The 22,910-nt window shown below is 65.7% G+C and carries 17 protein-coding genes; 2 read left to right on the top strand and 15 right to left on the bottom strand.

Going from position 1 to position 22,910, the window contains the following annotated elements:
- Positions 1-22: 22 nt before the first annotated feature.
- The 8 genes from AC3WVS_RS20825 to AC3WVS_RS20790 form a co-directional block, all read right to left on the bottom strand.
- Positions 23-1,033 carry an NADP-dependent oxidoreductase gene (locus AC3WVS_RS20825; protein WP_011615136.1) on the bottom strand — a complete coding sequence of 337 codons (1,011 nt, stop codon included), beginning with the start codon at positions 1,031-1,033 and terminating at the stop codon, positions 23-25.
- Positions 1,034-1,126: 93 nt separating this feature from the next.
- A complete protein-coding gene (locus tag AC3WVS_RS20820; RefSeq protein WP_492320167.1) occupies positions 1,127-1,564 on the bottom strand; it encodes a PaaI family thioesterase in 438 nt (145 codons plus the stop codon).
- Between the two features lie 127 nt (positions 1,565-1,691).
- Entirely contained in the window at positions 1,692-2,474 is a 783-nt protein-coding gene (locus AC3WVS_RS20815) for an SDR family oxidoreductase (RefSeq protein ID WP_492320166.1), read from the bottom strand.
- A 46-nt stretch (positions 2,475-2,520) separates the two neighbouring features.
- Positions 2,521-4,383, bottom strand: coding sequence for an acyl-CoA dehydrogenase (locus tag AC3WVS_RS20810; RefSeq protein WP_492320165.1), 1,863 nt, complete (start codon positions 4,381-4,383; stop codon positions 2,521-2,523).
- Between the two features lie 111 nt (positions 4,384-4,494).
- A complete protein-coding gene (locus AC3WVS_RS20805) occupies positions 4,495-4,941 on the bottom strand; it encodes a PaaI family thioesterase (RefSeq protein WP_492320164.1) in 447 nt (148 codons plus the stop codon).
- Positions 4,941-6,119, bottom strand: a complete 1,179-nt coding sequence (locus AC3WVS_RS20800; RefSeq protein ID WP_492320163.1) for an acetyl-CoA C-acyltransferase — start codon at positions 6,117-6,119, stop codon at positions 4,941-4,943. Before AC3WVS_RS20800 ends, AC3WVS_RS20805 begins: the two co-directional genes overlap by 1 nt.
- A 47-nt stretch (positions 6,120-6,166) precedes the next feature.
- Positions 6,167-6,811 carry a bifunctional nicotinamidase/pyrazinamidase gene (gene pncA, locus AC3WVS_RS20795; protein ID WP_492320162.1) on the bottom strand — a complete coding sequence of 215 codons (645 nt, stop codon included), beginning with the start codon at positions 6,809-6,811 and terminating at the stop codon, positions 6,167-6,169.
- Between the two features lie 30 nt (positions 6,812-6,841).
- Positions 6,842-8,923 (bottom strand): 3-hydroxyacyl-CoA dehydrogenase NAD-binding domain-containing protein, encoded by a 2,082-nt coding sequence (locus AC3WVS_RS20790; protein ID WP_492320161.1) that lies wholly within the window; start codon positions 8,921-8,923, stop codon positions 6,842-6,844.
- 490 nt (positions 8,924-9,413) lie between these two features.
- On the opposite strand from AC3WVS_RS20790, the gene AC3WVS_RS20785 reads away from it, so the two are divergent.
- Positions 9,414-10,979 (top strand): amino acid permease, encoded by a 1,566-nt coding sequence (locus AC3WVS_RS20785; RefSeq protein WP_492320160.1) that lies wholly within the window; start codon positions 9,414-9,416, stop codon positions 10,977-10,979.
- 106 nt (positions 10,980-11,085) lie between these two features.
- On the opposite strand, the gene AC3WVS_RS20780 is transcribed toward AC3WVS_RS20785, so the two are convergent.
- The 7 genes from AC3WVS_RS20780 to AC3WVS_RS20750 form a co-directional block, all read right to left on the bottom strand.
- The gene (locus AC3WVS_RS20780; RefSeq protein ID WP_492320159.1) at positions 11,086-13,356 is read right to left on the bottom strand and encodes a TonB-dependent receptor; all 2,271 of its coding nucleotides are present in this window, start codon (positions 13,354-13,356) and stop codon (positions 11,086-11,088) included.
- Positions 13,357-13,827: 471 nt separating this feature from the next.
- The gene (locus AC3WVS_RS20775) at positions 13,828-14,541 is read right to left on the bottom strand and encodes an ABC transporter ATP-binding protein (RefSeq protein ID WP_492320158.1); all 714 of its coding nucleotides are present in this window, start codon (positions 14,539-14,541) and stop codon (positions 13,828-13,830) included.
- Positions 14,541-15,314, bottom strand: coding sequence for an ABC transporter ATP-binding protein (locus AC3WVS_RS20770; protein ID WP_013956531.1), 774 nt, complete (start codon positions 15,312-15,314; stop codon positions 14,541-14,543). Before AC3WVS_RS20770 ends, AC3WVS_RS20775 begins: the two co-directional genes overlap by 1 nt.
- The gene (locus tag AC3WVS_RS20765) at positions 15,311-16,624 is read right to left on the bottom strand and encodes a branched-chain amino acid ABC transporter permease (RefSeq protein ID WP_492320157.1); all 1,314 of its coding nucleotides are present in this window, start codon (positions 16,622-16,624) and stop codon (positions 15,311-15,313) included. Before AC3WVS_RS20765 ends, AC3WVS_RS20770 begins: the two co-directional genes overlap by 4 nt.
- Before the next feature lie 4 nt (positions 16,625-16,628).
- Positions 16,629-17,576 (bottom strand): branched-chain amino acid ABC transporter permease, encoded by a 948-nt coding sequence (locus AC3WVS_RS20760; protein WP_010810051.1) that lies wholly within the window; start codon positions 17,574-17,576, stop codon positions 16,629-16,631.
- A gap of 190 nt (positions 17,577-17,766) precedes the next feature.
- On the bottom strand, positions 17,767-19,017 hold the full coding sequence (locus tag AC3WVS_RS20755; RefSeq protein ID WP_492320156.1) for a branched-chain amino acid ABC transporter substrate-binding protein: 1,251 nt from the start codon (positions 19,015-19,017) through the stop codon (positions 17,767-17,769).
- Between the two features lie 140 nt (positions 19,018-19,157).
- Positions 19,158-20,783, bottom strand: a complete 1,626-nt coding sequence (locus AC3WVS_RS20750) for a 3-(methylthio)propionyl-CoA ligase (protein ID WP_492320155.1) — start codon at positions 20,781-20,783, stop codon at positions 19,158-19,160.
- 457 nt (positions 20,784-21,240) lie between these two features.
- Here AC3WVS_RS20750 and AC3WVS_RS20745 point away from each other — a divergent pair, with 457 nt between their 5' ends.
- Positions 21,241-22,812 (top strand): protein adenylyltransferase SelO, encoded by a 1,572-nt coding sequence (locus AC3WVS_RS20745; protein WP_492320154.1) that lies wholly within the window; start codon positions 21,241-21,243, stop codon positions 22,810-22,812.
- The last annotated feature ends 98 nt before the right edge of the window (positions 22,813-22,910 follow it).

The following is a 22,910-nucleotide window of genomic DNA, read 5'->3' as shown; positions in this document are numbered from 1 at the left end:
GCCGCGGCCCTGCATGCGCCGGTCAGACCAGCTTGACCAGCTGCTTGCCGAAGTTCTTGCCCTTGAGCAGGCCGATAAAGGCTTCCGGTGCGCTGGCCAGGCCTTCGGCAATGCTCTCGCGGAACTTGAGCTTGCCCTGTGCGACGGCGGTGCCCAGTTCCTTCAGTGCCTGCGGCCAGACTTCCATATGCTCGGAGACGATAAAGCCTTCGATGGTCAGGCGCGACACCAGGATCAGCTGCGGGTTCTTCAGCGGCAGCGGCTGGCCGTCATAGCCCGCGATCATGCCGCACATGGCGATGCGGCCGAAGGCGTTCATGCGCGTCAGCACGGCGTCCAGGATATCGCCGCCGACATTCTCGAAATAGCCGTCGATGCCGTCCGGGGTGGCTTCCTTGAGCATCTTGTAGAGCTCCTTGGGATCCTTGGCCGCCTTGTAGTCGATGCAGGCATCGAAGCCCAGCTCATTGACCACGTAGTCGCACTTGTCCTTGCCGCCGGCAAAGCCGACCGCGCGGCAGCCGGCCAGCTTGGCCAGCTGCCCGACCACGCTGCCCACCGCGCCGGAGGCCGCGCTGACCGCGATGGTCTTGCCCGGCTTGGGCAGGATGATCTTGTTCAGGCCATACCAGGCGGTCACTCCCGGCATGCCGACCGAACCGAGGTAGGCCGACAGCGGGATATGCGTGGTGTCGACCGGCTGCAGGCCGGTGCCGTCGCTGACGCCCATCTCCTGCCAGCCGAACATGCCGACCACCTTGTCGCCCGGCTTGAACTTGCTGTTCCTGCTTTCCACCACTTCGCCCACGGTCCCGCCGATCATGACCTCATCGAGCGGCTGCGGCGCGGCATAGGACTTGCTGTCGTTCATGCGGCCGCGCATGTACGGGTCCAGCGACAGGTAGTGGTTGCGCACCAGCACCTGGCCGTCGGCGATCTGCGGCACGGGCACTTCTTCCAGGCGGAAATTGGCCGGCGTCACCGCGCCTTCGGGACGCGAGGCCAGGACGATGCGCTTGAACGTTTTGGACATGGTCGATTCCTTTCAGTAGGAAACTGGAACGGCTTGAATACTGCGTCGGGAGGGACAGCCGCGCTGCCCCGTCTGCTGCATAGGCGCCGGCGCTCAGCCGTCGGCACCGGTATCGGTTTCACCCGGGCGCTGCGGCGGCATGCGCCGGATGTACTTGAAGGTGCCCGAGCCGCGCGCCACGGTCTTGCCGTCGGCATCGACGATCTCGCCTTCGCAGAACACCATGGTGGTGGTGCGGTGCACGGTAGTGCCGCGCGCGGTCAGCGCGCCGCGCCCCGGCGCCATGAAGCTGGTCTTCATCTCGATCGTGACCACGCCCCGGCCGTCCGCGTCGCTGCTGCGGCCGGCCACTGCCATGGCCACGTCGAGCAGCGTCATGATCACGCCGCCGTGGGCCATGTCCCAGCTGTTCTGATGGCGCTTCTCGATCGGCAGCGCGATCTCGCTGCGGCCGCCTTCGGCGAGGCTGCAGGTCACGCCGAGGTCGGCAAGGAAGGGGATGTGGGTCAGGGGGCCTTTGAACTGGTTCATGGCAATTGCGAGTCCGAGAATTAGGTGCCGGCGAGGCCGAGGCCTCGCGCCGGCCCCAAGTTTGAGGGCAATCCGGGATTCCGCCAAGCCGCACGGTGCGGCTTGCCCGGAATGCGCCCTGCCCGGCTCAGACCGCGCTGACGCCGCCGTCCACCGCCAGGATCTGGCCGGTGATGTGCTTGCCGGCGTCGCTGGCAAACAGCAGCGCGGCGCCCTTCAGGTCTTCATCGTCGCCCAGGCGATGCAGCGGCACGCCGGCGCACATCGCCTCAACGCCCATGCGCTCGAGCGAGCCCTTGGTCATCTTCGACGGGAAGAAGCCCGGCGCCAGCGCGTTGACGGTGATGTTGTGCTCGCCCCACTCGGCCGCCAGCGTGCGCGTGAAATTGACCACCGCACCCTTGGAGGTGTTGTAGGCAATGGTCTCCATGCTGCCCGGCGGGTTGCCGGCCAGGCCTGCGATCGACGCCACGTTGATGATGCGGCCGTAGCGGCGCGGGATCATCGACAGCTTGCCGATGCGCTGGCTCAGCAGGAACAGGCCGCGGATGTTCAGGTTCATCACCTTGTCCCAGGCTTCGACCGGATGGTCTTCGGCCGGGGCGCCCCAGGTGGCGCCGGCGTTGTTGACCAGGATGTCGACGTGGCCCAGTCTGGCGATGGCTTCGTCCGCCAGGCGCGCGACCTCCGACTCCTGCGAGCCGTCGGCGGCGATCCAGTCGGCCTCGATGCCGAGCGACTTCAGGTGCGCCTGCGCCGCCTGCAGCTCGTCGGCCTTGCGCGCCGACAGCACCAGGCGCGCGCCCTGCTCGCCCAGCGCCTCGGCAATCTGCAGGCCAAGCCCGCGCGAGCCGCCGGTGATCAGCGCGGTCTTGCCTTTCAGGTCAAACAGTTGCTGGATGGTACGCATATTGTCTTCCTTCGTTCTGTAGTGTTCGGGGATGGGCAAGCGCCGCTCAGAACCACGCGTCCTGCATGTCGAGCGTGGTGCGGTCGAGCGATTCAAGCAGCGCCAGCTGCGGGCCCGCCTTGGGCAGCTCCCAGCGGAAGAAGTAGGCCGCCGCGGCCAGCTTGCCGCGGTAGAAGTCCTCGTCTTCCTTGCCGTTCGCGCGCGGCAGCGCGGCTTGCGCCAGCAGTGCCTGTTCCAGCCAGATCCACGCCACCACCACGTGCCCGAAGGCCTCCAGGTAGACCGAGGCATTGGCCAGCGTCACGTTGGGCTCGCCCGCGCTCCACAGCGCCTGCGTGACCTCGGCCAGGCGCTTGGTGGCGGCGCCGAGGGCGCCTGCCTGCTGCGACAACTCGGCATTGCCGGCGGCGAGCGCGCGGGCGATGGTGTCCTGCACGCGCTCGCCCAGCAGCTTGAAGGCGGCGCCGTCCTTCATCACCACCTTGCGGCCCAGCAGGTCCAGGCCCTGGATGCCGTGCGTGCCTTCGTGGATGGGGTTCAGGCGGTTGTCGCGGTAGAACTGCTCGACGTTGTACTCGCGCGTGTAGCCGTAGCCGCCATGCACCTGGATCGCCAGGTTGTTGGCCTCCAGGCACCATTGCGACGGCCAGCTCTTGGCGATCGGGGTCAGGATATCGAGCAACAGCGCCAGGCGCGCATGCGCGGCTTCGTCGCCGGCGGCCGCAGCGGCCTCTTCCTCGTCGACCAGGCGCGCGCAATAGAGGTTCAGCGCCAGGCCGCCTTCGACATAGCTCTTCTGCGCCAGCAGCATGCGGCGGATATCGGCGTGCTCGACCAGCTTCACCTGCGGGCTGGCCGCATCCTTGCCGCCGGGGCCGACCGCGCGGCCTTGCGGGCGGTTGCGCGCGTAGTCCAGTGCGTGCAGGTAGCCGGTATAGCCCAGCATCACCGCGCCCAGGCCCACGCCGATGCGCGCCTCGTTCATCATGTGGAACATGCAGGCCAGGCCCTTGTGCGGCTCGCCCACCAGGTAGCCGATCGCACCGGCCTTGCCGCCCGGCTGGTACTTCATGCCTTCGCCGAAGTTGAGCAGGCAGTTGGTGGTGCCGCGGTAGCCCATCTTGTGGTTCAGGCCGGCCAGCACCACGTCGTTGTGCTCGCCCAGCGAGCCGTCTTCATTGACCAGGTACTTGGGCACGATGAAGAGCGAGATGCCCTTCACGCCCGGGATCAGCTTGCCGTCCGGGCCGGGGATCTTGGCCAGCACCAGGTGGACGATATTTTCCGACAGCTCGTGCTCGCCGGCAGAGATCCACATCTTGTTGCCGCGCAGCCGGTACTGCGCGCCCAGCGGCGATTCGCCCTCGTACTCGGCGCGCGTGGTGATGTCCGACAGCGACGAGCCCGCCTGCGGCTCGGACAGGCACATGGTGCCGAAGAAGCGCCCTTCCATCTCCGGCTTGACGAAGGTCTCGACCTGCGCCGGCGTGCCGTGCGCGAGCAGCAGGTTGGCGTTGCCGATAGTCAGGAACGGGTACGAACTGGTACCGACGTTGGCACCCTTGAAGTAGGCAAAGCCGGCCTTCTCGACCACCACCGGCAGCTGCATGCCGCCCAGTTCATAGTCCTGGCCGGCGGCCATCAGGCCGGCCTCGCAGAAGACCTTCAGCGCGGTGCCGACCTCGGGGATGATGCTGACGGTCTCGCCGTCGAAATGCGGTTCCTGCTGGTCGTTCTTCTTGTTGTGCGGCGCGAACAGGTCGGTGGCGATTTTCTCGCAGGTGTCCAGCGCGGCGTCGAAGGTCTCGCGCGAGTGGTCGGCATAGCGCGGGATGCGCGTGAGCTCGTCGACCTTGAGCCATTCGTACAGCACGAAATTCAGGTCGCGGCGGGAAAGGATCATCGACATGGTGTCTCCATGCGGCGCACTGCGTGGCGTGCCGCGAATTCTTTTTGCCAGCGTGGAAGGCGCCGGGCGCGATCAAAAAAGGGCGCTGCCGCGCCCTTCCCTGCCTGCCGCTCAGGCGCCTTCGCCAAGGCGCGCGATCGTTCCCTGCGCGACCGCGCAGAGCTTCTCCTCGCCATCCTTGACGACGAACACATCGCAGCGCACCACCGCCTGCTGGCGGCCGGCGCTGACGCATTCGGCGCGGGCGACCAGCATCTCGCCGATCGCCGGGCGCACGTAGTTGATCTTGTACTCGGATGTCACCACCGGCACCGCCATGGCCGCACCGCCCGCATAGGTCAGCGCGTTGTCGGCCAGGTAGCTGACCACGCCGCCGTGCAGGAAGCCATGCTGCTGCCGCAGATCCTGGCGGATCGGCAATCGCAACTCGGCCTTGCCCGATGACAGCGCCGCCAGCTCAGTGCCGACCAGGACCGAGAAAGGCTGGCTGGCCAGCACCTCCCGGCCCCAGGCGAGCATGTCGGCAGGCCTGGCCTGCCCGGTGCCCGCAGCGGACATCAGAGCACTTCGAAGAGGCCGGCTGCGCCCTGGCCGCCGCCGATGCACATGGTCACGACCACGTACTTGACGCCGCGGCGCTTGCCTTCGATCAGCGCATGGCCGACCAGGCGCGCGCCCGAGACACCGTAGGGGTGGCCCACGGCGATGGCGCCGCCGTTGACGTTGAGGCGGTCCATCGGGATGCCCAGCGTATCGGCGCAGTACAGCACCTGCACCGCGAAGGCTTCGTTCAGCTCCCACAGGCCGATGTCGTCGACCTTCAGGCCAGCCTTCTTCAGCAGCTTGGGCACGGCAAAGACCGGGCCGATGCCCATCTCGTCCGGCTCGCAGCCAGCCACCGCAAAGCCGCGGAACACGCCCAGCGGCTGCAGGCCGCGGGCCTCGGCCACGCGTGCGTTCATCACCACGGCAGCCGAAGCGCCGTCGGAGAACTGCGAGGCATTGCCGGCGGTGATCACGCCACCCGGCACGGCGCTGCGGATCTTGGCCACGCCTTCCAGGGTGGTGTCGGCGCGGATGCCTTCGTCGGCGGAGATGGTGACTTCCTTGGTCACCAGCTGGCCGGTGGACTTGTCGGCCACGCCCGCCAGCACCGTCATCGGCACGATCTCGTCCTTGAACTTGCCGGCTTCCTGCCCGGCGGCGGCGCGTTGCTGGCTGCGCACGCCGTACTCGTCCTGGCGCTCCTTCGCGATGTTGTAGCGCTTGGCCACGTTCTCGGCGGTCTGCAGCATGTTCCAGTAGATTTCCGGCTTGTTCTTCAGCAGCCAGCTTTCCTGGACCATATGGCGGTTCATCTCCTGCTGCACGCACGAGATGCTTTCCACGCCGCCGGCGACAAAGATGTCGCCCTCATCGGCGATCACGCGCTGCGCGGCCATGGCGATGGTCTGCAGGCCGGACGAGCAGAAGCGGTTGACGGTGGCGCCGGGCACGGTCACCGGGCAGCCGGCGCGCAGTGCGATCTGGCGTGCGATGTTGGCGCCGGTGGCACCTTCCGGGTTGGCACAGCCCATCAGCACGTCTTCCACTTCGGCGGCCTCGATCTTGGCGCGGGCAATGGCGTGCTGGACGGCATGGCCACCCAGCGTGGCGCCGTGGGTCATGTTGAAGGCGCCCTTCCAGCTCTTGGCCAGCGGGGTCCGCGCGGTGGATACGATGACTGCTTCGTTCATGTCTTGCTCCTCGGAATCTCTTGTGTCGTTCAGTTCGGTGGTTCGGTTCAGCCCTGGCCCTTGAGCAGTTCAGCGGACGTGACACGCGCAACGCCGGCGGCGCCGAGGTCCTGCCATGCCCTGGCCAGCGACCCGTCCAGGTCGATGGCACGGCACGCATCCTCGATCACCGCGGCTGCAAAGCCCGCGGCGCGCGCATCGAGCGCGCTCCAGGCCACGCAATAGTCCGTCGCCAGACCCGCGCAGAACACGCGCTTGACGCCATGCTCTCGCAGGTAGCCGGCCAGCCCGGTGCGCGTGGTGCGGTCCGCTTCCAGGAAAGCGGAGTAGCTGTCCACGTCGGCATGGTGGCCCTTGCGGATCACCAGCCGCGCATGCGGCACGTGCAGGCCCGCATGCAGCGCAGCGCCGGGCGTGTCCTGCACGCAGTGCACCGGCCACAGCACCTGCTCGCCATACGGCAGCGTCAGCGTCTGGAACGGCTGCGTGCCCGCATGGTTGGCCGCGAACGAGACGTGGCTGACGGGATGCCAGTCCTGCGTCAGCACCACATGACCGAACGCACGCGCCAGCCGGTTGACGACGGGCACCACTTCATCGCCGTGGGGCACGGCAAGCGCGCCGCCCGGCATGAAGTCGTTCTGCACGTCGATCACCAGCAGGCAATCGTCCGGTCCGATGGTGGTGTTCATCTCAGCTCCAGGCTGAACCGTGTGGCGGTATTAACCGTTGAAGCCCTTGCCTTCGTCCGCCAGCTTCTGCAGCAGCGGCGCGACCTGCCACGCTTCACCGTGGTAGCCCTTGGCGTAGCGCTTCATCGACAGCGCCACGTTGTACAGGCCGACCTGGTCCGCGTACAGCATCGGGCCGCCGCGGAACAGCGGGAAGCCGTAGCCGGTCAGGTACACCATGTCGATATCCGAGGCCTTGGAAGCAATGCCTTCTTCCAGGATCCTGGCGCCTTCGTTGACCAGCGCGAACACCAGGCGCTCGACGATCTCTTCGTCAGAGATCTTGCGGCGCGTGATGCCCAGGTCCTTCGAGTGCTGCACGATCATGTCGTTGACCTGCTGGTTCGGGTACGGCTTGCGGTCGCCCGCCTTGTAGTCGTACCAGCCCGCGCCGGTCTTCTGGCCGAAGCGGCCCATCTCGCACAGCAGGTCGGCGGTCTTGGAATACTGGATGTCCGGCTTGTCCACCGCGCGGCGCTTGCGGATGGCCCAGCCGATGTCGTTGCCGGCCAGGTCGCCCATGCGGAACGGGCCCATGGCAAAGCCGAACTTCTCGATGGCCTTGTCGACCTGCTCCGGCAGCGCGCCTTCGTCCAGCAGGTAGCCAGCCTGGCGGCTGTACTGCTCGATCATGCGGTTGCCGATAAAGCCGTCGCAAACGCCCGACACCACCGCGGTCTTCTTGATCTTCTTGCCGACCTGCATGACCGTGGCCAGCACGTCCTTGCCGGTCTTCTCGCCACGCACCACTTCCAGCAGCTTCATCACATTGGCCGGGCTGAAGAAGTGCATGCCGACCACGTCCTGCGGACGCCTGGTGAACGAGGCGATCTTGTTGACGTCGAGCGTCGAGGTGTTCGAGGCCAGGATCGCGCCCTGCTTGGCGACTTCATCCAGCTTCTTGAACACGGTCTCCTTGACGCCCATCTCTTCGAACACGGCCTCGATGATCAGGTCGGCGTCCTTGAGGTCGTCATAGGACAGCGTGGTGGTCAGCAGGCCCATGCGCTGCTCGACCTTCTCTTGCGTGAGCTTGCCCTTCTTGGCGCTGTTCTCGTAGTTCTTGCGGATGATGCCGACGCCGCGGTCGAGCGCTTCCTGCTTGGTTTCCAGGATGGTGACCGGGATGCCCGCATTGAGGAAGTTCATGCTGATGCCGCCGCCCATGGTGCCGGCGCCGATCACGGCGACCTTCTCGATCTTGCGGGTCGGCGTGCCTTCGGGCACATCGGGGATCTTGCTGGCGGCACGCTCGCCAAAGAAGGCGTGGCGCAGCGCGCGCGATTCCGGCGTGGTGACCAGGTAGAGGAAGCCCTCGCGCTCTTGCTTCAGGCCCTGTTCGAACGGCTTGAGCGAGCCGGCCACCGCTTCCAGGCACTTCAGCGGCGCCGGGAAGTTCTTGGCCATCGCGGCCACGGTGTTGCGGGCAAAGCCCAGGTAGCCTTCGGGGTTCTCGTGGCGCACCTTCAGGTCGCGCACCTTCGGGTGCGGGCCGGTGGCGGCGCCAACGTTCTGCGCGAACTTGACCGCGGCGGGCAGCACGTCACCGTCGACGATTTCATCGAAGAGCTTGGTGCCGGCAAACTTCTCGGACAGCACCGGGGTGCCCGACACGATCATGTTGGCCGCGGCCTCCAGGCCGATCACGCGCGGCAGGCGCTGCGTGCCGCCGGCGCCCGGCAGCAGGCCCAGCTTCACTTCCGGCAGCGCGATCTGGGCGCCCTTGGACGCCACGCGGTAGTTGCAGCCCAGCGCCAGCTCCAGGCCGCCACCCATGGCGACCGAGTGCACGGCGGCCACCACCGGCTTGGACGAGCCTTCCAGCACGCGGATCACCGAGTGCAGCGTCGGCTCCTGCATGGCCTTGGGCGTATTGAATTCACGGATGTCGGCGCCGCCCGAGAAAGCCTTGCCAGCGCCGGTGATGACGATGGCCTTGACGGCGGCATCGTCCAGCGCACGGGTCATGCCTTCGACGATGCCAAGCCGGGTGCTGTGACCCAGGCCGTTGACAGGGGGATTGTCGAGCGTGATGACGGCTACGCCGTCCTGAACCTGATACTGCGCTGTCATGCTGGTTCCTTTGGTGTCAAAAGTTGTCTCGGGATTCGAATTCTCGAATTCATTTTTTACTGCACGGCGCGGCCGGCGGCGGCCGACGACTGCTGCGGGAGGCGGCCGTCATGAGCGGGTAAACCCTCCGCCCGACCTGCCGCTTTCCCGCGTCCCGCAACGCCTTCCGGCGCTTGGGCGAAACAAGCATACACAAAATAGCACGGTCGTTCAATTTCAATTTTCGGACTTTTCCGGCGACATGCGCGGCGCGAATGCCGCCCCTGACCGCGATGCATGGCGGGGGCGCCTAACCCGGTGCCAAATCGCCCTGCCATGGCGGATAAAGCACTTGCCGACTGCGACTGAGTGCCGCCTCTAAACCAGTATCGGACTTTATTTGTCCGACACGGACAAATCGCGCTGGCCGACCCTGTAAACTCGCGGCTTTTCGTTTTTTGCCGTCCGGGTTCCACAAGATGCCGGATCGGCGGACGGTCCAGCGACCCTGATGTCTTCCCCCTCACACTCCCACGCCCACGAGCACCAGCACCCGGTGGTCGAGCACGACCACCTCAAGCGCAGGCTCAAGGCCCGCCACCTGAGCATGATTGCCATCGGCGGCGCAGTCGGCACCGGGCTGTTCGTGGCCTCGGGCGCCTCGATCGCGCAGGCCGGCCCCGGCGGCGCGCTGCTCATGTATATGCTGCTCGGGCTGATGGTCTATTGCCTGATGACCAGCCTGGGCGAGCTGGCGGTGCATATGCCGGTGGCCGGCTCCTTCGTCACCTACAGCGCACTCTATGTCGACGAAGGCTTCGGCTTCGCGCTGGGCTGGAACTACTGGTTCAGCCTGGCGGTGACCATCGCCGTGGAACTGACCGCGGCGCAGCTGGTGATGCAGTACTGGTTCCCCGAAATGCCCGGCGTGGTCTGGAGCGCCGCGTTCCTGCTGCTGATGTTCGGGCTCAATGCGTTCTCGGTGCGCGGCTTCGGCGAGGCCGAGTACTGGTTCGCGCTGATCAAGGTGGTGACCGTGATCGTGTTCCTCGGCGTGGGCCTGCTGATGATCTTCGGCATCATGAAAGGCGGCCCGCAGTCCGGCTGGCACAACTTCACCATGGGCGACGCGCCCTTTGTCGGCGGCATCCCGGCCATGATCGGCGTGGCGATGATCGCGGGCTTCTCCTTCCAGGGCACGGAAACGGTGGGCGTGGCCGCCGGCGAGGCGGAGAACCCGGCCAGGACCATCCCGCGCGCGATCCGGCAGACCTTCTGGCGCATCCTGCTGTTCTATGTGGTCGCGATCCTGATCATCGGGGTGCTGATTCCCTATACCGATCCCAGCCTGCTGCGCAACGACGTCACCGACGTGGGCGTGAGCCCGTTCGCACTGGTGTTCCGCCACGCCGGCCTGGCCTTTGCCGCGGGACTGATGAACGCGGTGGTGCTGACCGCGCTGCTCTCGGCCGGCACCTCCAGCATGTATGTATCGACCCGGATCCTCTACGGCCTGGCCGTCAGCGGCCGCGCGCCGCGCGCGTTCGGCAAGCTGACCGTGAGCGGCGTGCCGTTCAACGCGCTGCTGGCCACCACCGCCGTGGGCGCGCTGTGTTTCTTCAGTTCGCTGTTCGGGGACAAGGCGGTCTACCTGTGGCTGCTCAACACCTCGGCCATGACCGGCTTCTTTGCCTGGCTGGGCATTGCCATCAGCCATTACCGCTTCCGTCGCGGGCTGGTGCACCAGGGCTATGACGTGGGCATGCTGGCCTACCGCTCGCCGCTCTATCCCTTCGGCCCCATCTTTACCGTGGTGCTGTGCGTGGTGATCGTGGCCGGGCAGAACTACCAGGCGTTTGCGGATATTCCGAACCGGTGGCCGGAGATCGTGGCGACCTATATCGGCGTGCCGGCGTTCCTGGCGCTGTGGTGGGGATACCGGGCCGTGAAGAAGTCGCGGCTGATTGATTACGACGATATGCCGTTTGACTTGCCGAAGCCACCGGATCGCTCCCGTCTCCCGCTTGCGGGTGACGGGCAGGGAGTGAGGGCCGGCGCTGGCATGTCACCGGAATGACTTAGCCGGGGCGCCCCGCCCTCGCCCCGACCCTCTCCCGCAAGCGGGAGAGGGAAACACACAGCTTGTGCAGGCCGTGGTTGTCGAACTCCGGCCGCAGTAGCAATCAGAACCTGAAGTTCGCCGTCAGCATGCCAAAGCGCCCTGCGCCCAGTGCGCCGTAGTGGTTGTGCGCCTTGGTGTAGTACGTCTTGTCGAACAGGTTCTGGATATTGAGCTGCAGCGACAGGTTCTTGTTCACCTTGTAGGCGCCCATCAGGTCAAAGCGCCAGTACGACGGCACATACAGCGAGTTGGCCGGGTTGGCATAGACCTTGTCGACATAATACGCACCCGCGCCCACCGTCAGCGCCGGCAGCAGCTGGTAGGTGGTCCACAGGCTGAAGCTGTTCTTCGGCGTATTGGGGAACTGGTTGCCGTTGTTGGCCGCGTTGACTGCCTGCGGACCGTTGTCGATCAGCTCGCTGTTCAGGTAGGTATAGCCGCCGAACACGCCCCACTTGTCGGTCAGGTTGCCGGCAAAGCCCAGTTCGAAGCCCTTCACGCGCTGCTTGCCGGCATTGATCGTGGTGTTGGCGTCAACCGCGACCCGCGCGTTGTTCTTCTCGATCTGGAAGATCGCACCGGTCAGCGACAGGCGGCGGGCCAGCAGGTCCCACTTGGTGCCGATTTCCACCGAACGCGAGGTCTCCGGCTCCAGGTTGCGCTGCGCCGCGGTGATATTGTCGGCGCCGTCGCCGTTGGTCGAACCCGGCGGCGTCGACGAGGTGCCGTACGACACGTAGATGCTGGCATTCTCCACAGGCTTGTACACCACGCCAGCCTGGTAGTTGAAGAAGTGCGACTTGTTGCGGACATCCAGCTGCGCCACGGCCGCGCCGGTGTTCGGGTTGGTGTACGCGTTGGCGAAAGCGTGCGTGTCGTAGTTGTCGTAGCGGATGCCGCCGTTGACCAGCCACTGCTTGGTGATCTCCACCGTGTCGAACAGGTAGACCGACTGCGTGTTGGTGGTCGTGGTGGTAGTGACCGGCATCTTGCTGATGCTGCCGCGCCACGGGTCGTTCGGGTTCGGGTTGGCCAGCGGCGCGCAGTCGAAGCTGGCCACCAGCGACGCGTTGCAGATGCCCGCTGCCGCCGCCCGGTTGGCCGAGACCACGTTGTACGGGGTGTTATCGGTATCGTCGCGGCTGAACTCAAAGCCGAACAGCACGGTGTGCTTGAGGCTGCCGGTGTCGAACTTGGCGCTCAGGTCGGTCTGGTTGGTCAGCGTCTCGGTCGCCGAATCGCGGCTCTTGGTGTTGCGCCAGACAAAGCCGCGCGGCACGTTGCCCTTGCTGTCGTCAGGGTTGGTGACGATGTAGTCGTTGGTCGCGCGGCCCCAGCGAGTGGTGTTGCTGAACACCAGGCCGTTGCGGAAGTCATGCTTGACCGTGGCCGTGGCGATATCGGACTGCGTCTTCTGGAAATCGCGATTGGTCAGGCCGTAGAAATTGTTGCGGTCGACACTGGCCGGCTGCGACGGGTTGGCCTTGCTCGACTGGCTGGCGGGGCGGGAATACGGAATGCTGTAGTCCGGCATGCCGTTGCCCTGCAGGTGGTAGTACGACAGCGTGACCTGCGTGGGTGAGTTCAGGCCAAAGGTCACGGACGGCGCGAAGCCCCAGGAGTTCTGGTCGACCTCGTCGCGGCCGGGCACGTTGGCGGTATACCCCAGCGCATTCAGGCGCACGGCAGTATTGTCGTTGAGCACGTAGTTGCCGTCTGCCGTGGCGCGGAAATACGAGTCCGTGCCCACGCCCACCGAGCCCTGCACGAAGTTCTCGCTGGTCGGCAGCTTCGACACGATGTTGATCATGCCGCCGGCCGAGCCCTTGCCGCCAAAGGCCGAGCTCGGGCCCTTGATGACTTCGATGCTTTCGATATTGAAGGTGTCGCGGGTCTGCGAAGCGGTGTCGCGCACGCCGTCGACATAGATGCTCGACATCGAGTCGAAGCCGCGGATGAACGGACGGTCGCCGATCGGGTTGCCGCCTTCGCCGGCGCCGAAGGTGATGCCCGGCGTGGTGCGCAGCGCGTCCTGCAGCGAGTTGGAACCGGTCTGCTGCACCACCTGTGCCGGCACCACCGTGACGGACTTGGGGGTATCCAGCAACGGCGCGGTGAACTTGGCCGACTGGGCCTCGTCCACCTTGTAACCATCATCCTTCGCTCCTGTCACCGTCACGCTTTGCAGCGTCACGGGCTTGGTGTCGGCACTGGCCGCGGCGGCAGGCTGGCTCTCCTGTGCCGCAGCGCCCTGCATGGCAAACACTGCCACGGCGCCGGCCAGCGCCCCGGCAAGCGGATTCAGCCGGAACGTGTCCTGTTGTTGTTTCACGATCTACCTTCCCTTTGTTGCTTTGTAGTTTTCTTGACTCGATCTGTGCGTGGTCATGAAGACAGGGCTCAGGCAGCGTGAAAGCTTTGATTCATGTCATCCATAACGGCGGGCGATTATAAGATGGCCGAAATCAAAACACAAACAAGAATCATTCCTATTCAATCATCAAAAATATCGAATATACGGTCGGAAATGGCAGAAATGGCTGCATATGCCACTTTTTTCGTGACAATATAGTCATTTTCCGGTAATACGCGGCAGCTTGTTGACTAGTCTACTTAGCAGCAGCGGGCGCGCCTGGCGCCTGTAGGAGTGCCCGCGCGGCGGGGATTTCCCGTCACTGCCAGGGGCTGACAAACCATTGATTTTTCTGATGTTTCAGCCCGGCTGAAGCTGTGCCGCAGGGTGCGGCGGGGCCTTGGCGCCGGGTCGAGGCAGACCCGGCGCATATCCACGGCGAGCGCCGGATCAAACCTCCAGCCACTCCTTTCTCACCTGCGAGTTGGCCTTCAGCTCCGCGGGCGTGCCTTCGAACACGATATGCCCGTGCCCCATCACGTAGACGCGCTGGGAAATATCCAGCGCAATCGCCAGCTTCTGCTCGATCAGCAGCACGGAAATACCCCGCTCCTTCAGCGTCTTCAGGTAGTCCCCGACCAAGGCCACGATCATCGGCGCGAGGCCTTCGGTGGGTTCGTCGATCAGCACCAGGTCGGGGTCGCCCATCAGCGTGCGGCACAACGTCAGCATCTGCTGCTCGCCGCCGGAGAGCACGCCGGCCGAGGTGTTCTCGCGCTCCTTCAGCCGCGGGAACATGTTGAACATGTCCTCGACGGTCCAGCGCGGCCTGGCCTGCCTCGGGTTGCGCTTCTCCCCCAGCAGCAGGTTCTGCCGCACCGTCAGCGTCGGAAAGATGTCCCGGTTCTCCGGCACATAGCCAATCCCGAGGTGCGCGATCTCGAAGGTGCGCCGCCCCAGGATCTCTTCGTCGCGAAACCGCACCGAGCCCTCGGCCTTGACCATGCCGAGGATGGCCTTGGCCATGGTCGAGCGCCCCACCCCGTTGCGGCCCAGCAGCGCGACGATCTCGCCTTCGCCGATATGCGCGTCCACGCCGTGGAGGATGTGGCTCTTGCCGTAGTAGGCGTGCAGGCCCTGGACGTTCAGCATGCGCTTGCCCATCAGTGCGCTCCTTCGGTGGCTTCCTCGTCGAGGGTTGTGCCCAGGTAGGCTTCCTTGACCTTGCGGTTGTTGCGGATGGCTTGCGGGGTATCCGTGGCAATCACTTCGCCGTAGACCAGCACAGAGATGCGGTCGGCCAGGCCGAACACCACGCTCATGTCGTGCTCCACCATCACCAGCGTCTTGCCGACGGTGACCTTGCGGATCAGCTCCACCGCGTGATCGGATTCGGAGCGGCTCATGCCCGCGGTGGGCTCGTCCAGCAGGATCACCTCGGCGCCGCCGGCGATGGTGATGCCGATCTCCAGCGCGCGCTGCTCGGCATAGGTCAGCAGGCCCGCCTGGCTGTCGCGGCGGTGCTGCATGCCAATCAGCTCCAGCACCTCCTCCGCGCGCTCGCGCGTGTCGCGCAGGCCCTTGAGCCGGTGCCAGAACGAATACTTGTAGCCGAGCGACCACAGCACCGCGCAGCGCAGGTTCTCGAACACCGACAGCCGATGGAAGATGTTGGTGATCTGGAAGCTGCGCGACAGCCCCATGCGGTTGATCACGAAGGGCTGCAGCCCGCCGATCTCCGCGCCGTTCAGGCGCACCGTGCCGCTGGTCGGCGCAAAGCGCCCCGAGATCAGGTTGAAGGTGGTCGACTTGCCCGCCCCGTTCGGCCCGATCAGCGCATGGCGCTCACCCTTCGGGATGCTCAGGTTCACGCCGCGGATGATCTCCGTCTGGCCGAACTTCTTGCGTACATCGGTCAGTTCCAGTGCCGCTGTCATGCCCTGCCTCCTGCGATTTCCATCTGTACCTTGTCCCACGCGCTGCGCACCCGCGCCGCCGCCAGGCGCCACGCGAACAGGCCAGCCGCCCACAGCGCGGCCGCCACCAGCCATGGCGCCCAGCTCGCGGCATCGAAGCCGACGCCGAACAGCGACATCGTGGTGCCGTTGGCGCTGTCGACCTGGACCTTGTAGACCAGCTCGACCGTCAGGATCATGGCCAGCAGCAGCACCACCCCGGCGCCGCCGGCACGCGCATAGGACGGCAGCATGCGGCCCAGCTTGCCCTTGCCCAGCAGCGGCACCTGCATCAGCAGCAGGCTGGCCAGCCCGCCCGGCACGAACATCACCATCAGCACGAAGAACAGGCCCAGGTACAGCAGCCAGGCCTTGGTCAGGTCCGACAGCGCCACCGCGAACAGCACGAACACCACCGCGCCGATGATGGGCCCGAAGAACACGCCCGCGCCGCCGATGAACACCGCCAGCAGCACGCCGCCGGAGCGCACCGCGCTGACGTTCTCGGCCGAGACGATCTCGAAGTTGATGGCGCCCAGCGCCCCGGCGATACCGGCGAAGAATGCCGACAGGATCAGCACCAGGTAGCGCACGCGCTGGGTGTTGTAGCCGATGAACTCGACCCGCTCGGGGTTGTCGCGCACGGCGTTGGCGATGCGGCCCAGCGGCGTCTGCGTCCAGGCGTACATCGCCACCATCGACAGCAGGCACCACGCCGCGATCAGGTAGTAGACCTGGCGCCCGGGCCCGAAGGTGATGCCCAGGAACGGGTCGCCGACCACGCGGTTGGTGGAGATGCCACCCTCGCCGCCGAAGAACTCCGGGAACATCAGCGAGCTGGCGAACACCATCTCGCCGATGCCCATGGTGATCATGGCAAAGGTGGTGCCGGACTTCTTGGTGGTGACGTAGCCGAAGATCACGCCGAAGAAGGCGCCGGCCACGCCGCCCACCAGCGGCAGCATCGACACCGGCAGCCAGACCTTGCCCGCCCCGACCATGTTCAGCACATGCACGGCGATAAACGCGCCCAGGCCGGAGTAGACCGCGTGGCCGAACGACAGCATGCCGGTCTGCCCGAGCAGCATGTTGTACGACAGCGCAAAAATGATCATGATGCCCATCTGCGACATCAGCGTGATGGCGAAGCCCCCGGTGAAGATCAGCGGCAGCACCAGCATGACCAGCACGGTCAGGCTCCAGATGATCCAGCGCGCCAGGTTCAGCGGGCGGTAGCGCAGGGTGCGGCCGGTCACCACCGGCTCGCGGGGTTGTTGCATCGCTTGCTCCATGGCGTCAGCTCTCCCGGGTTCCCATCAGTCCACGCGGGCGGAAGATCAGCATCACCACCAGCAGCAGGTACGGCAGCACCGGCGCCACCTGGGCCACCGTGAGCTTCCACAAGGAATAGAACGGCGTGGCCTCGCTGACGGCCAGCCCCAGGCTGGTCATCAGGCCCGCCAGCGAGGCGTCGATGGTGACCGCGAAGGTCTGCAGCACGCCGATCAGGATCGACGCAATGAAGGCGCCCACCAGCGATCCCATGCCGCCCACCACCGCCACCACGAACACGATCGACCCGACCGCCGCGGCCATCGACGGCTCGGTGACGAAGGCATTGCCGCCGATCACTCCCGCCAGCCCGGCCAGCGCGGCGCCGCCGCCAAACACCATCATGAACACGCGCGGCACGTTGTGGCCCAGCGCCTCGACCATTTCCGGGTGCGTCAGCGCGGCCTGGATCACCAGCCCGATGCGGGTACGCGTCAGCACCAGGTAGATCGCCACCAGCATGCCCAGCGACACCAGCATCATGAAGGCGCGGTACTTGGGGAAGGACGAGGTGAACACCGTGAACAGCGGCCCGTCCAGCTCCGCGGGGATCCGGTACGGCACCGCCGCCAGGCCCCACACCAGCTTGACGCCCTCTTCCATCAGGTAGGCCAGGCCGAAGGTGAACAGCAGTTCGGCCACGTGGCCGTACTTGTGCACCGTGCGCAGGCCGAAGCGCTCCACCAGCGCGCCCGCGCCGGCCACCAGCAGCGGCGCGAAGATCAGCGCCGGCCAGAACCCGACCTTGCTGGCGATGGTGTAGGCAAAGTAGGCGCCCAGCATGTAGAAGCTGGCATGGGCAAAGTTGAGCACGCCCATCATGCTGAAGATCAGCGTAAGGCCCGATGACAGCATGAACAGCAGCAGCCCGTAGCTGATGCCGTTCAGCAGTGAGATGACGAAGAATTCCACAGCGTGTCCTTCAAGCTGGCGCCGCCATGCGTGGGCATGCCGGCGTCCGTCCGGTTGGATTGAGGGTGAGCGTCGCCCTCCGGGGGCGGATGCCCGCCCCGGACGCTCCCCGGTATCGACCGAAAAAGACTGAAAGTATGCAGGATCGGGCGGCCACTTTGTCAGCGTGGCCGGCCCGTCACGGACAGGATCAGCCCGGCCGCTTCATCTGGCAGGAGGTCGGCTGCGCCGACACGTACTGGTCCATCAGCGCGTTGGTCTTCCAGCCGTAGCCGGTGTTTTCCTGGTCGTACTTGATTTCCTTGCCGTCCACCTTGGTCCAGGTGGCGACCACCAGCGACTGCTGCGCCTGGTGGTCCGAGTTGCGCATCTCGACCGTGCCGTTCATGCTGTCGACCTTGATGCCCTCGAGCGCCTTGGCAACCTTGGTCGGATCGGTCGAGCCGGTGTCCTTGAAGGCCTTGGCCAGCATGGCAATGCCGGTGTAGGAGGCCATCACGTAGAAGTCGTCGTTGTACTTCTTCTTGAAGCCCTCGATGACATCAGCCCCCTTGAACCCCTTGTTGTTGGGGTTGTAGTAGCCGACATACTTGACGTGCTCGGCGCCGGTGGCGCCCATCGCCGTGGGCACGCCGGTGGTGCCGGCGTAGTAGGTGTAGTAGTTGGCGGTCAGGCCGGCATCCTTGCCCGCCTTGATCAGCAGCGCCAGGTCGCTGCCCCAGTTGCCGGTGATCACGGTATCGGCGCCAGAGGCCTTGATCTTGGCCGCGTACGGGGCAAAGTCCTTGACCTGCGCCAGCGGGTGCAGGTCTTCACCGACGATCTGGATGTCCGGGCGCTTGCGCTTGAGGTAGTCCTTGGCGGCGCGCGCCACCTGGTGGCCGAACGAGTAGTTCTGGTTGATCAGGTAGACCTTCTTGACGTTCGGGTCCTTGGCCAGGAAGGTGGTCAGCGCCTCCATCTTCATGTCCGAGTTGGCGTCGAGCCGGAAATGCCAGTAGTTGCATTTGGCATTGGTCATATCCGGGTCCACCGCGGCGTAGTTCAGGTAGACGATTTCCTTGCCCGGGTTGCGCTCGTTGTGCTTGGCCACCGCGTCCTGCAGCGCCAGTCCGACCGACGAGCCGTTGCCCTGCACGATATAGCGGATGCCCTGGTCGACCGCCTGCTTGAGGATGGTCAGGCTTTCCTGCGGCGACAGCTTGTTGTCGAAACCCACCACCTCGAACTTGTGCGCGCCGGCCCAGTTCTTCTGGTTGGCGATGTCGGCGACATACTGCCAGCTCTTGAGCTGGTTCTGCCCAACGGGAGCCATCAGCCCCGAGAGCGGGTCAATGAAGGCGATCTTCACCGTATCCGCGAGTGCGGTACCTGAAACCAGCGCAGAACCCAGTGCGGCAAACACGGCCACACCGGCCACCAGCGGACGCATTTTGGTCATACCTGTCTCCTTCACTCTTGTCGTTGGCTTGTCGTTGAATTTGGCTGGCTGCGCGGCGTCCTCCATGCCACGCCGTGCAGCCGGCCCCGAACACGCCATGCCGCAAGCAGGCATGGCGCACCGGAAAGCGCGTGCCGGCGTCAGGCGGTCGGCAGCTTGTAGTCCTTGAACTGCTCGCGCAGCTTGAGCTTCTGCATCTTGCCGGTGGCGGTCAGCGGGATCTCGGTGACAAAGGCCACGTCGTCCGGGATCCACCACTTGGCGACCTTGCCCTCGAAGAACTGCAGCAGCTCTTCGCGGGTGACTTCGGCGCCGGGCCTCTTCACCACCACCAGCAGCGGGCGTTCATCCCACTTGGGATGGTAGGCCGAGATGCAGGCCGCCATATGCACCGCGGGGTGCGCGGCGGCGACGTTCTCGATATCGATCGACGAGATCCATTCGCCGCCGGACTTGATCACGTCCTTGCTGCGGTCGGTGATCTGCATGAAGCCGTCGGCGTCGATGGTGGCGACGTCGCCGGTCGGGAACCAGCCGTCGGCCAGCGGGTTGGCATCGTTGCGGAAGTAGCGGTCGATGATCCACGGCCCGCGCACCATCAGGTCGCCGAAGGCCTTGCCGTCCCACGGCAGCTCGTTGCCGTCGCCATCGACGATCTTCATGTCGACGCCGAAGATCACGCGGCCCTGCTTTTCCTGGATCTTGTGGCGCTCGGCGTCGGACAGGTCCTGGTGCCTGGCCAGCAGCTTGCACGACGTGCCCAGCGGCGACATCTCGGTCATGCCCCAGGCGTGGATCACCTCCACATCCAGCGCCTCGAGTGCGCGGATCATCGCCGGCGGCGCGGCCGAGCCGCCGATCACGGTGCGGCGGAAGCTGGAGAACTTGAGCTGGTTCGACTGCACGTGCTGGAGCAGGCCGAGCCACACCGTCGGCACGCCGGCGGAGAAGGTCACCTTCTCCTGCTCGAACAGTTCATAGATCGAGGCCCCGTCCAGCTTGGCACCGGGCAGCACCAGCTTGGCGCCGACCAGCGGCACCGAGTACGGCAGGCCCCAGGCATTGACGTGGAACATCGGCACCACGGGCAGGATCACGTCGCTGGCGGAGCAGCCCAGCGCGTCGGGCAGTGCCGACGCGTACGAGTGCAGCACCGTCGAGCGGTGCGAGTACAGCGCGCCCTTGGGGTTGCCGGTGGTGCCCGAGGTGTAGCACAGGCTCGACGCCAGGTTCTCGTCGAACTGCGGCCATTCGTAGTTGCCGTCCTGCGTGTCGACCAGTTCCTCGTAGCACAGCAGCGGCACCTTCGATTCGGCCGGCATATGCGCGCGGTCGGTCATCGCCACCCAGCCCTTGACGTTGGGGCAATGCGGCGCCACGCCTTCCACCAGCGGCAGGAAGGTCAGGTCGAAGAAGATATAGCCGTCTTCCGCGTGGTTGACGATATAGGCGATCTGCTCGGGGAACAGGCGCGGGTTGATGGTATGGCAGACGGCGCCCATGCCGGACACGCCGTAGTAGATCTCGAGGTGGCGGTAGCCGTTCCAGGCCAGCGTGCCGACGCGCTCGCCCCGCTTCACGCCCAGTGCGCCGAGCGCCTGCGCCAGCTTGCGGGCGCGCAGTTCGCAATCGCGGTACGTGTAGCGATGCAGGTCGCCCTCCGTGCGCCGCGAGACGATCTCGGTGCTGCCGTAATAACGCGCGGCGTGTTTGATGATGGAGGAAATGAGCAGCGGCGCGCTCATCATTTGACCCATCAATGCCATGAACCTGCCTCCTGAAAGTCTTGTCTAGTTCGCCTGAAAACGAACAACCGTACTATTTTTTGGCGGTCGTTTCCATGCACCAAATCGGCGTCCGGCCGATCTCGTTGTGCACTGCTGTACTGTCGTTGTGTATTGCCGTCGGGGTTGCCGCCGGTATTGCCATCGAATTCGGGGCCGCAATTCTGCGAAAAGCCCATGCACCGGATTCATGTGCGCACTGAAGGAGGAAAATAACGTGCGGTGCATGGCGGCATTAACTCGGTCGAGCGGTCGAGTGCCGTTGAGGACGTACAATACTGCGTGGCATGTTGCACCTCAACATGTCGTTTTCCCTAGCCACCACCGCATTTTCGTGCCCCCGGCATGCCGCGCTGCACCGCTTTTTACGCGGTTCGCCGCACATCGACGAGCGCACGGAATTCGCACCGCCCCTTGCGCCCCGAGGCGCCCCTACGCGATGCCAGACACGCCCCAGTCACAAGCTCCGCAGCCCTCCGACGCAGCCACGCCGGCAACGCTGTCCGCGCCCTGGCGCACCGCGCCCGGCTTCGCCGAACTCGGCGCGCAGTTCTTCACGCGGCTGCGCCCGACGCCGCTGCCAGCACCCTACCTGGTGGGGGTGGCGCCGGCCGCTGCGGCCCTGCTCGGCTGGGATGCCGGCATCGGCAGCCAGCAGGACTTCATCGAGACCTTTATCGGCAACCAGGTGCCGGACTGGGCCGACCCGCTCGCCACGGTCTATTCCGGGCACCAGTTCGGGGTCTGGGCTGGCCAGCTCGGCGACGGCCGCGCCATCCGCCTGGCGCAGGCCGAGACCGCCACCGGCCCGTGGGAAATCCAGCTCAAGGGCGCGGGCCTGACGCCCTACTCGCGCATGGCCGATGGCCGGGCGGTGCTGCGCTCATCGATCCGCGAGTACCTCTGCTCCGAAGCCATGGCCGCACTGGGCGTGCCGACCACGCGTGCGCTGTCTATCATGGGCTCGGACGCGCCGGTGCGGCGCGAGACCATCGAAACCTCCGCGGTGGTGACCAGGCTGTCGCCGACCTTTATCCGCTTCGGGCACTTCGAGCATTTCGCCGCGCACGACGACGTCGCCGCGCTGCGCAAGCTGGCGGATTTCGTCATCGACAACTTCATGCCCGCCTGCCGCGACGACACCCAGCCCTACCAGGCGCTGCTGCGCGAGGTCTCGCTGCGCACCGCCGACCTGATCGCGCACTGGCAGGCAGTGGGCTTCTGCCACGGGGTGATGAACACCGACAATATGTCGATCCTGGGCCTGACCATCGACTACGGTCCATTTGGCTTCCTGGACGCGTTCGACGCCAACCATATCTGCAACCACTCCGACACGCAGGGCCGCTACGCCTACAGCCAGCAGCCGCAGGTGGCATTCTGGAACCTGCACTGCCTGGCGCAGGCGCTGCTGCCGCTGTGGCTGCCGCCAGAGGATGCCGACCAGGAAGGCGCGCGCGACGCCGCCGTGGAAGCCGCGCGCGCGGCGCTGGACCCGTTCCGCGACCGCTATGCCGCGGCATTCTTCCGCCACTACCGTGCCAAGCTGGGCCTGCGCCCGCCCGCCGGCGGCGATGACAAGAGCGATGAGCCGCTGCTGACCAGCCTGTTCCAGCTGCTGCACGGCCAGCGCGTGGACTACACGCTGTTCTGGCGCAAGCTGTGCGGCATTTCGTCCGCCGATGCCTCGCGCGACGCGCCGGTGCGCGACCTGTTCCTGGACCGCGCCGCCTTCGACGCATGGGTGGCCGACTATCGCGCGCGCCTGCGCGCCGAGCAGTCGCACGACGCCGCGCGCGAACTGGAAATGCTGGCAGTCAACCCCAAGTACGTGCTGCGCAACCACCTGGCCGAAACCGCGATCCAGCGCGCACGCGAGAAGGACTTCACCGAAGTGGACCGCCTGCTGGCAGTGCTGTCGCGCCCCTTCGACGAGCAGCCGGAAGCAGAGCACTACGCGGCGCTGCCGCCGGACTGGGCCTCCGGCCTGGAGGTCAGTTGCTCGTCGTGACGCCATGTCATCCGCGCCCTGCACGCCGGCCCCAGCCGGTGTAAGGTTCGCGCAGTTTGCACGACCAATGCCTTAACTGAGGAACCCAGCCGAGGAAG

The organism is Cupriavidus sp. CPT47-8839-RL05A (assembly GCF_058792255.1).
Note: the sequence above shows the minus strand (reverse complement) of the source record. Positions and strands in the feature narration are given on the sequence as shown.

Excerpts from the sequence above, each read along its gene's own strand:
- AC3WVS_RS20825 (WP_011615136.1), bottom strand. The coding sequence starts at position 1,033 with ATGTCCAAAACGTTCAAGCGCATCGTCCTGGCCTCGCGTCCCGAAGGC.
- AC3WVS_RS20820 (WP_492320167.1), bottom strand. The coding sequence starts at position 1,564 with ATGAACCAGTTCAAAGGCCCCCTGACCCACATCCCCTTCCTTGCCGAC.
- AC3WVS_RS20815 (WP_492320166.1), bottom strand. The coding sequence starts at position 2,474 with ATGCGTACCATCCAGCAACTGTTTGACCTGAAAGGCAAGACCGCGCTG.
- AC3WVS_RS20810 (WP_492320165.1), bottom strand. The coding sequence starts at position 4,383 with ATGTCGATGATCCTTTCCCGCCGCGACCTGAATTTCGTGCTGTACGAA.
- AC3WVS_RS20805 (WP_492320164.1), bottom strand. The coding sequence starts at position 4,941 with ATGTCCGCTGCGGGCACCGGGCAGGCCAGGCCTGCCGACATGCTCGCC.
- AC3WVS_RS20800 (WP_492320163.1), bottom strand. The coding sequence starts at position 6,119 with ATGAACGAAGCAGTCATCGTATCCACCGCGCGGACCCCGCTGGCCAAG.
- pncA (WP_492320162.1), bottom strand. The coding sequence starts at position 6,811 with ATGAACACCACCATCGGACCGGACGATTGCCTGCTGGTGATCGACGTG.
- AC3WVS_RS20790 (WP_492320161.1), bottom strand. The coding sequence starts at position 8,923 with ATGACAGCGCAGTATCAGGTTCAGGACGGCGTAGCCGTCATCACGCTC.
- AC3WVS_RS20785 (WP_492320160.1), top strand. The coding sequence starts at position 9,414 with ATGTCTTCCCCCTCACACTCCCACGCCCACGAGCACCAGCACCCGGTG.
- AC3WVS_RS20775 (WP_492320158.1), bottom strand. The coding sequence starts at position 14,541 with ATGGGCAAGCGCATGCTGAACGTCCAGGGCCTGCACGCCTACTACGGC.
- AC3WVS_RS20770 (WP_013956531.1), bottom strand. The coding sequence starts at position 15,314 with ATGACAGCGGCACTGGAACTGACCGATGTACGCAAGAAGTTCGGCCAG.
- AC3WVS_RS20765 (WP_492320157.1), bottom strand. The coding sequence starts at position 16,624 with ATGGAGCAAGCGATGCAACAACCCCGCGAGCCGGTGGTGACCGGCCGC.
- AC3WVS_RS20755 (WP_492320156.1), bottom strand. The coding sequence starts at position 19,017 with ATGACCAAAATGCGTCCGCTGGTGGCCGGTGTGGCCGTGTTTGCCGCA.
- AC3WVS_RS20750 (WP_492320155.1), bottom strand. The coding sequence starts at position 20,783 with ATGGCATTGATGGGTCAAATGATGAGCGCGCCGCTGCTCATTTCCTCC.
- AC3WVS_RS20745 (WP_492320154.1), top strand. The coding sequence starts at position 21,241 with ATGCCAGACACGCCCCAGTCACAAGCTCCGCAGCCCTCCGACGCAGCC.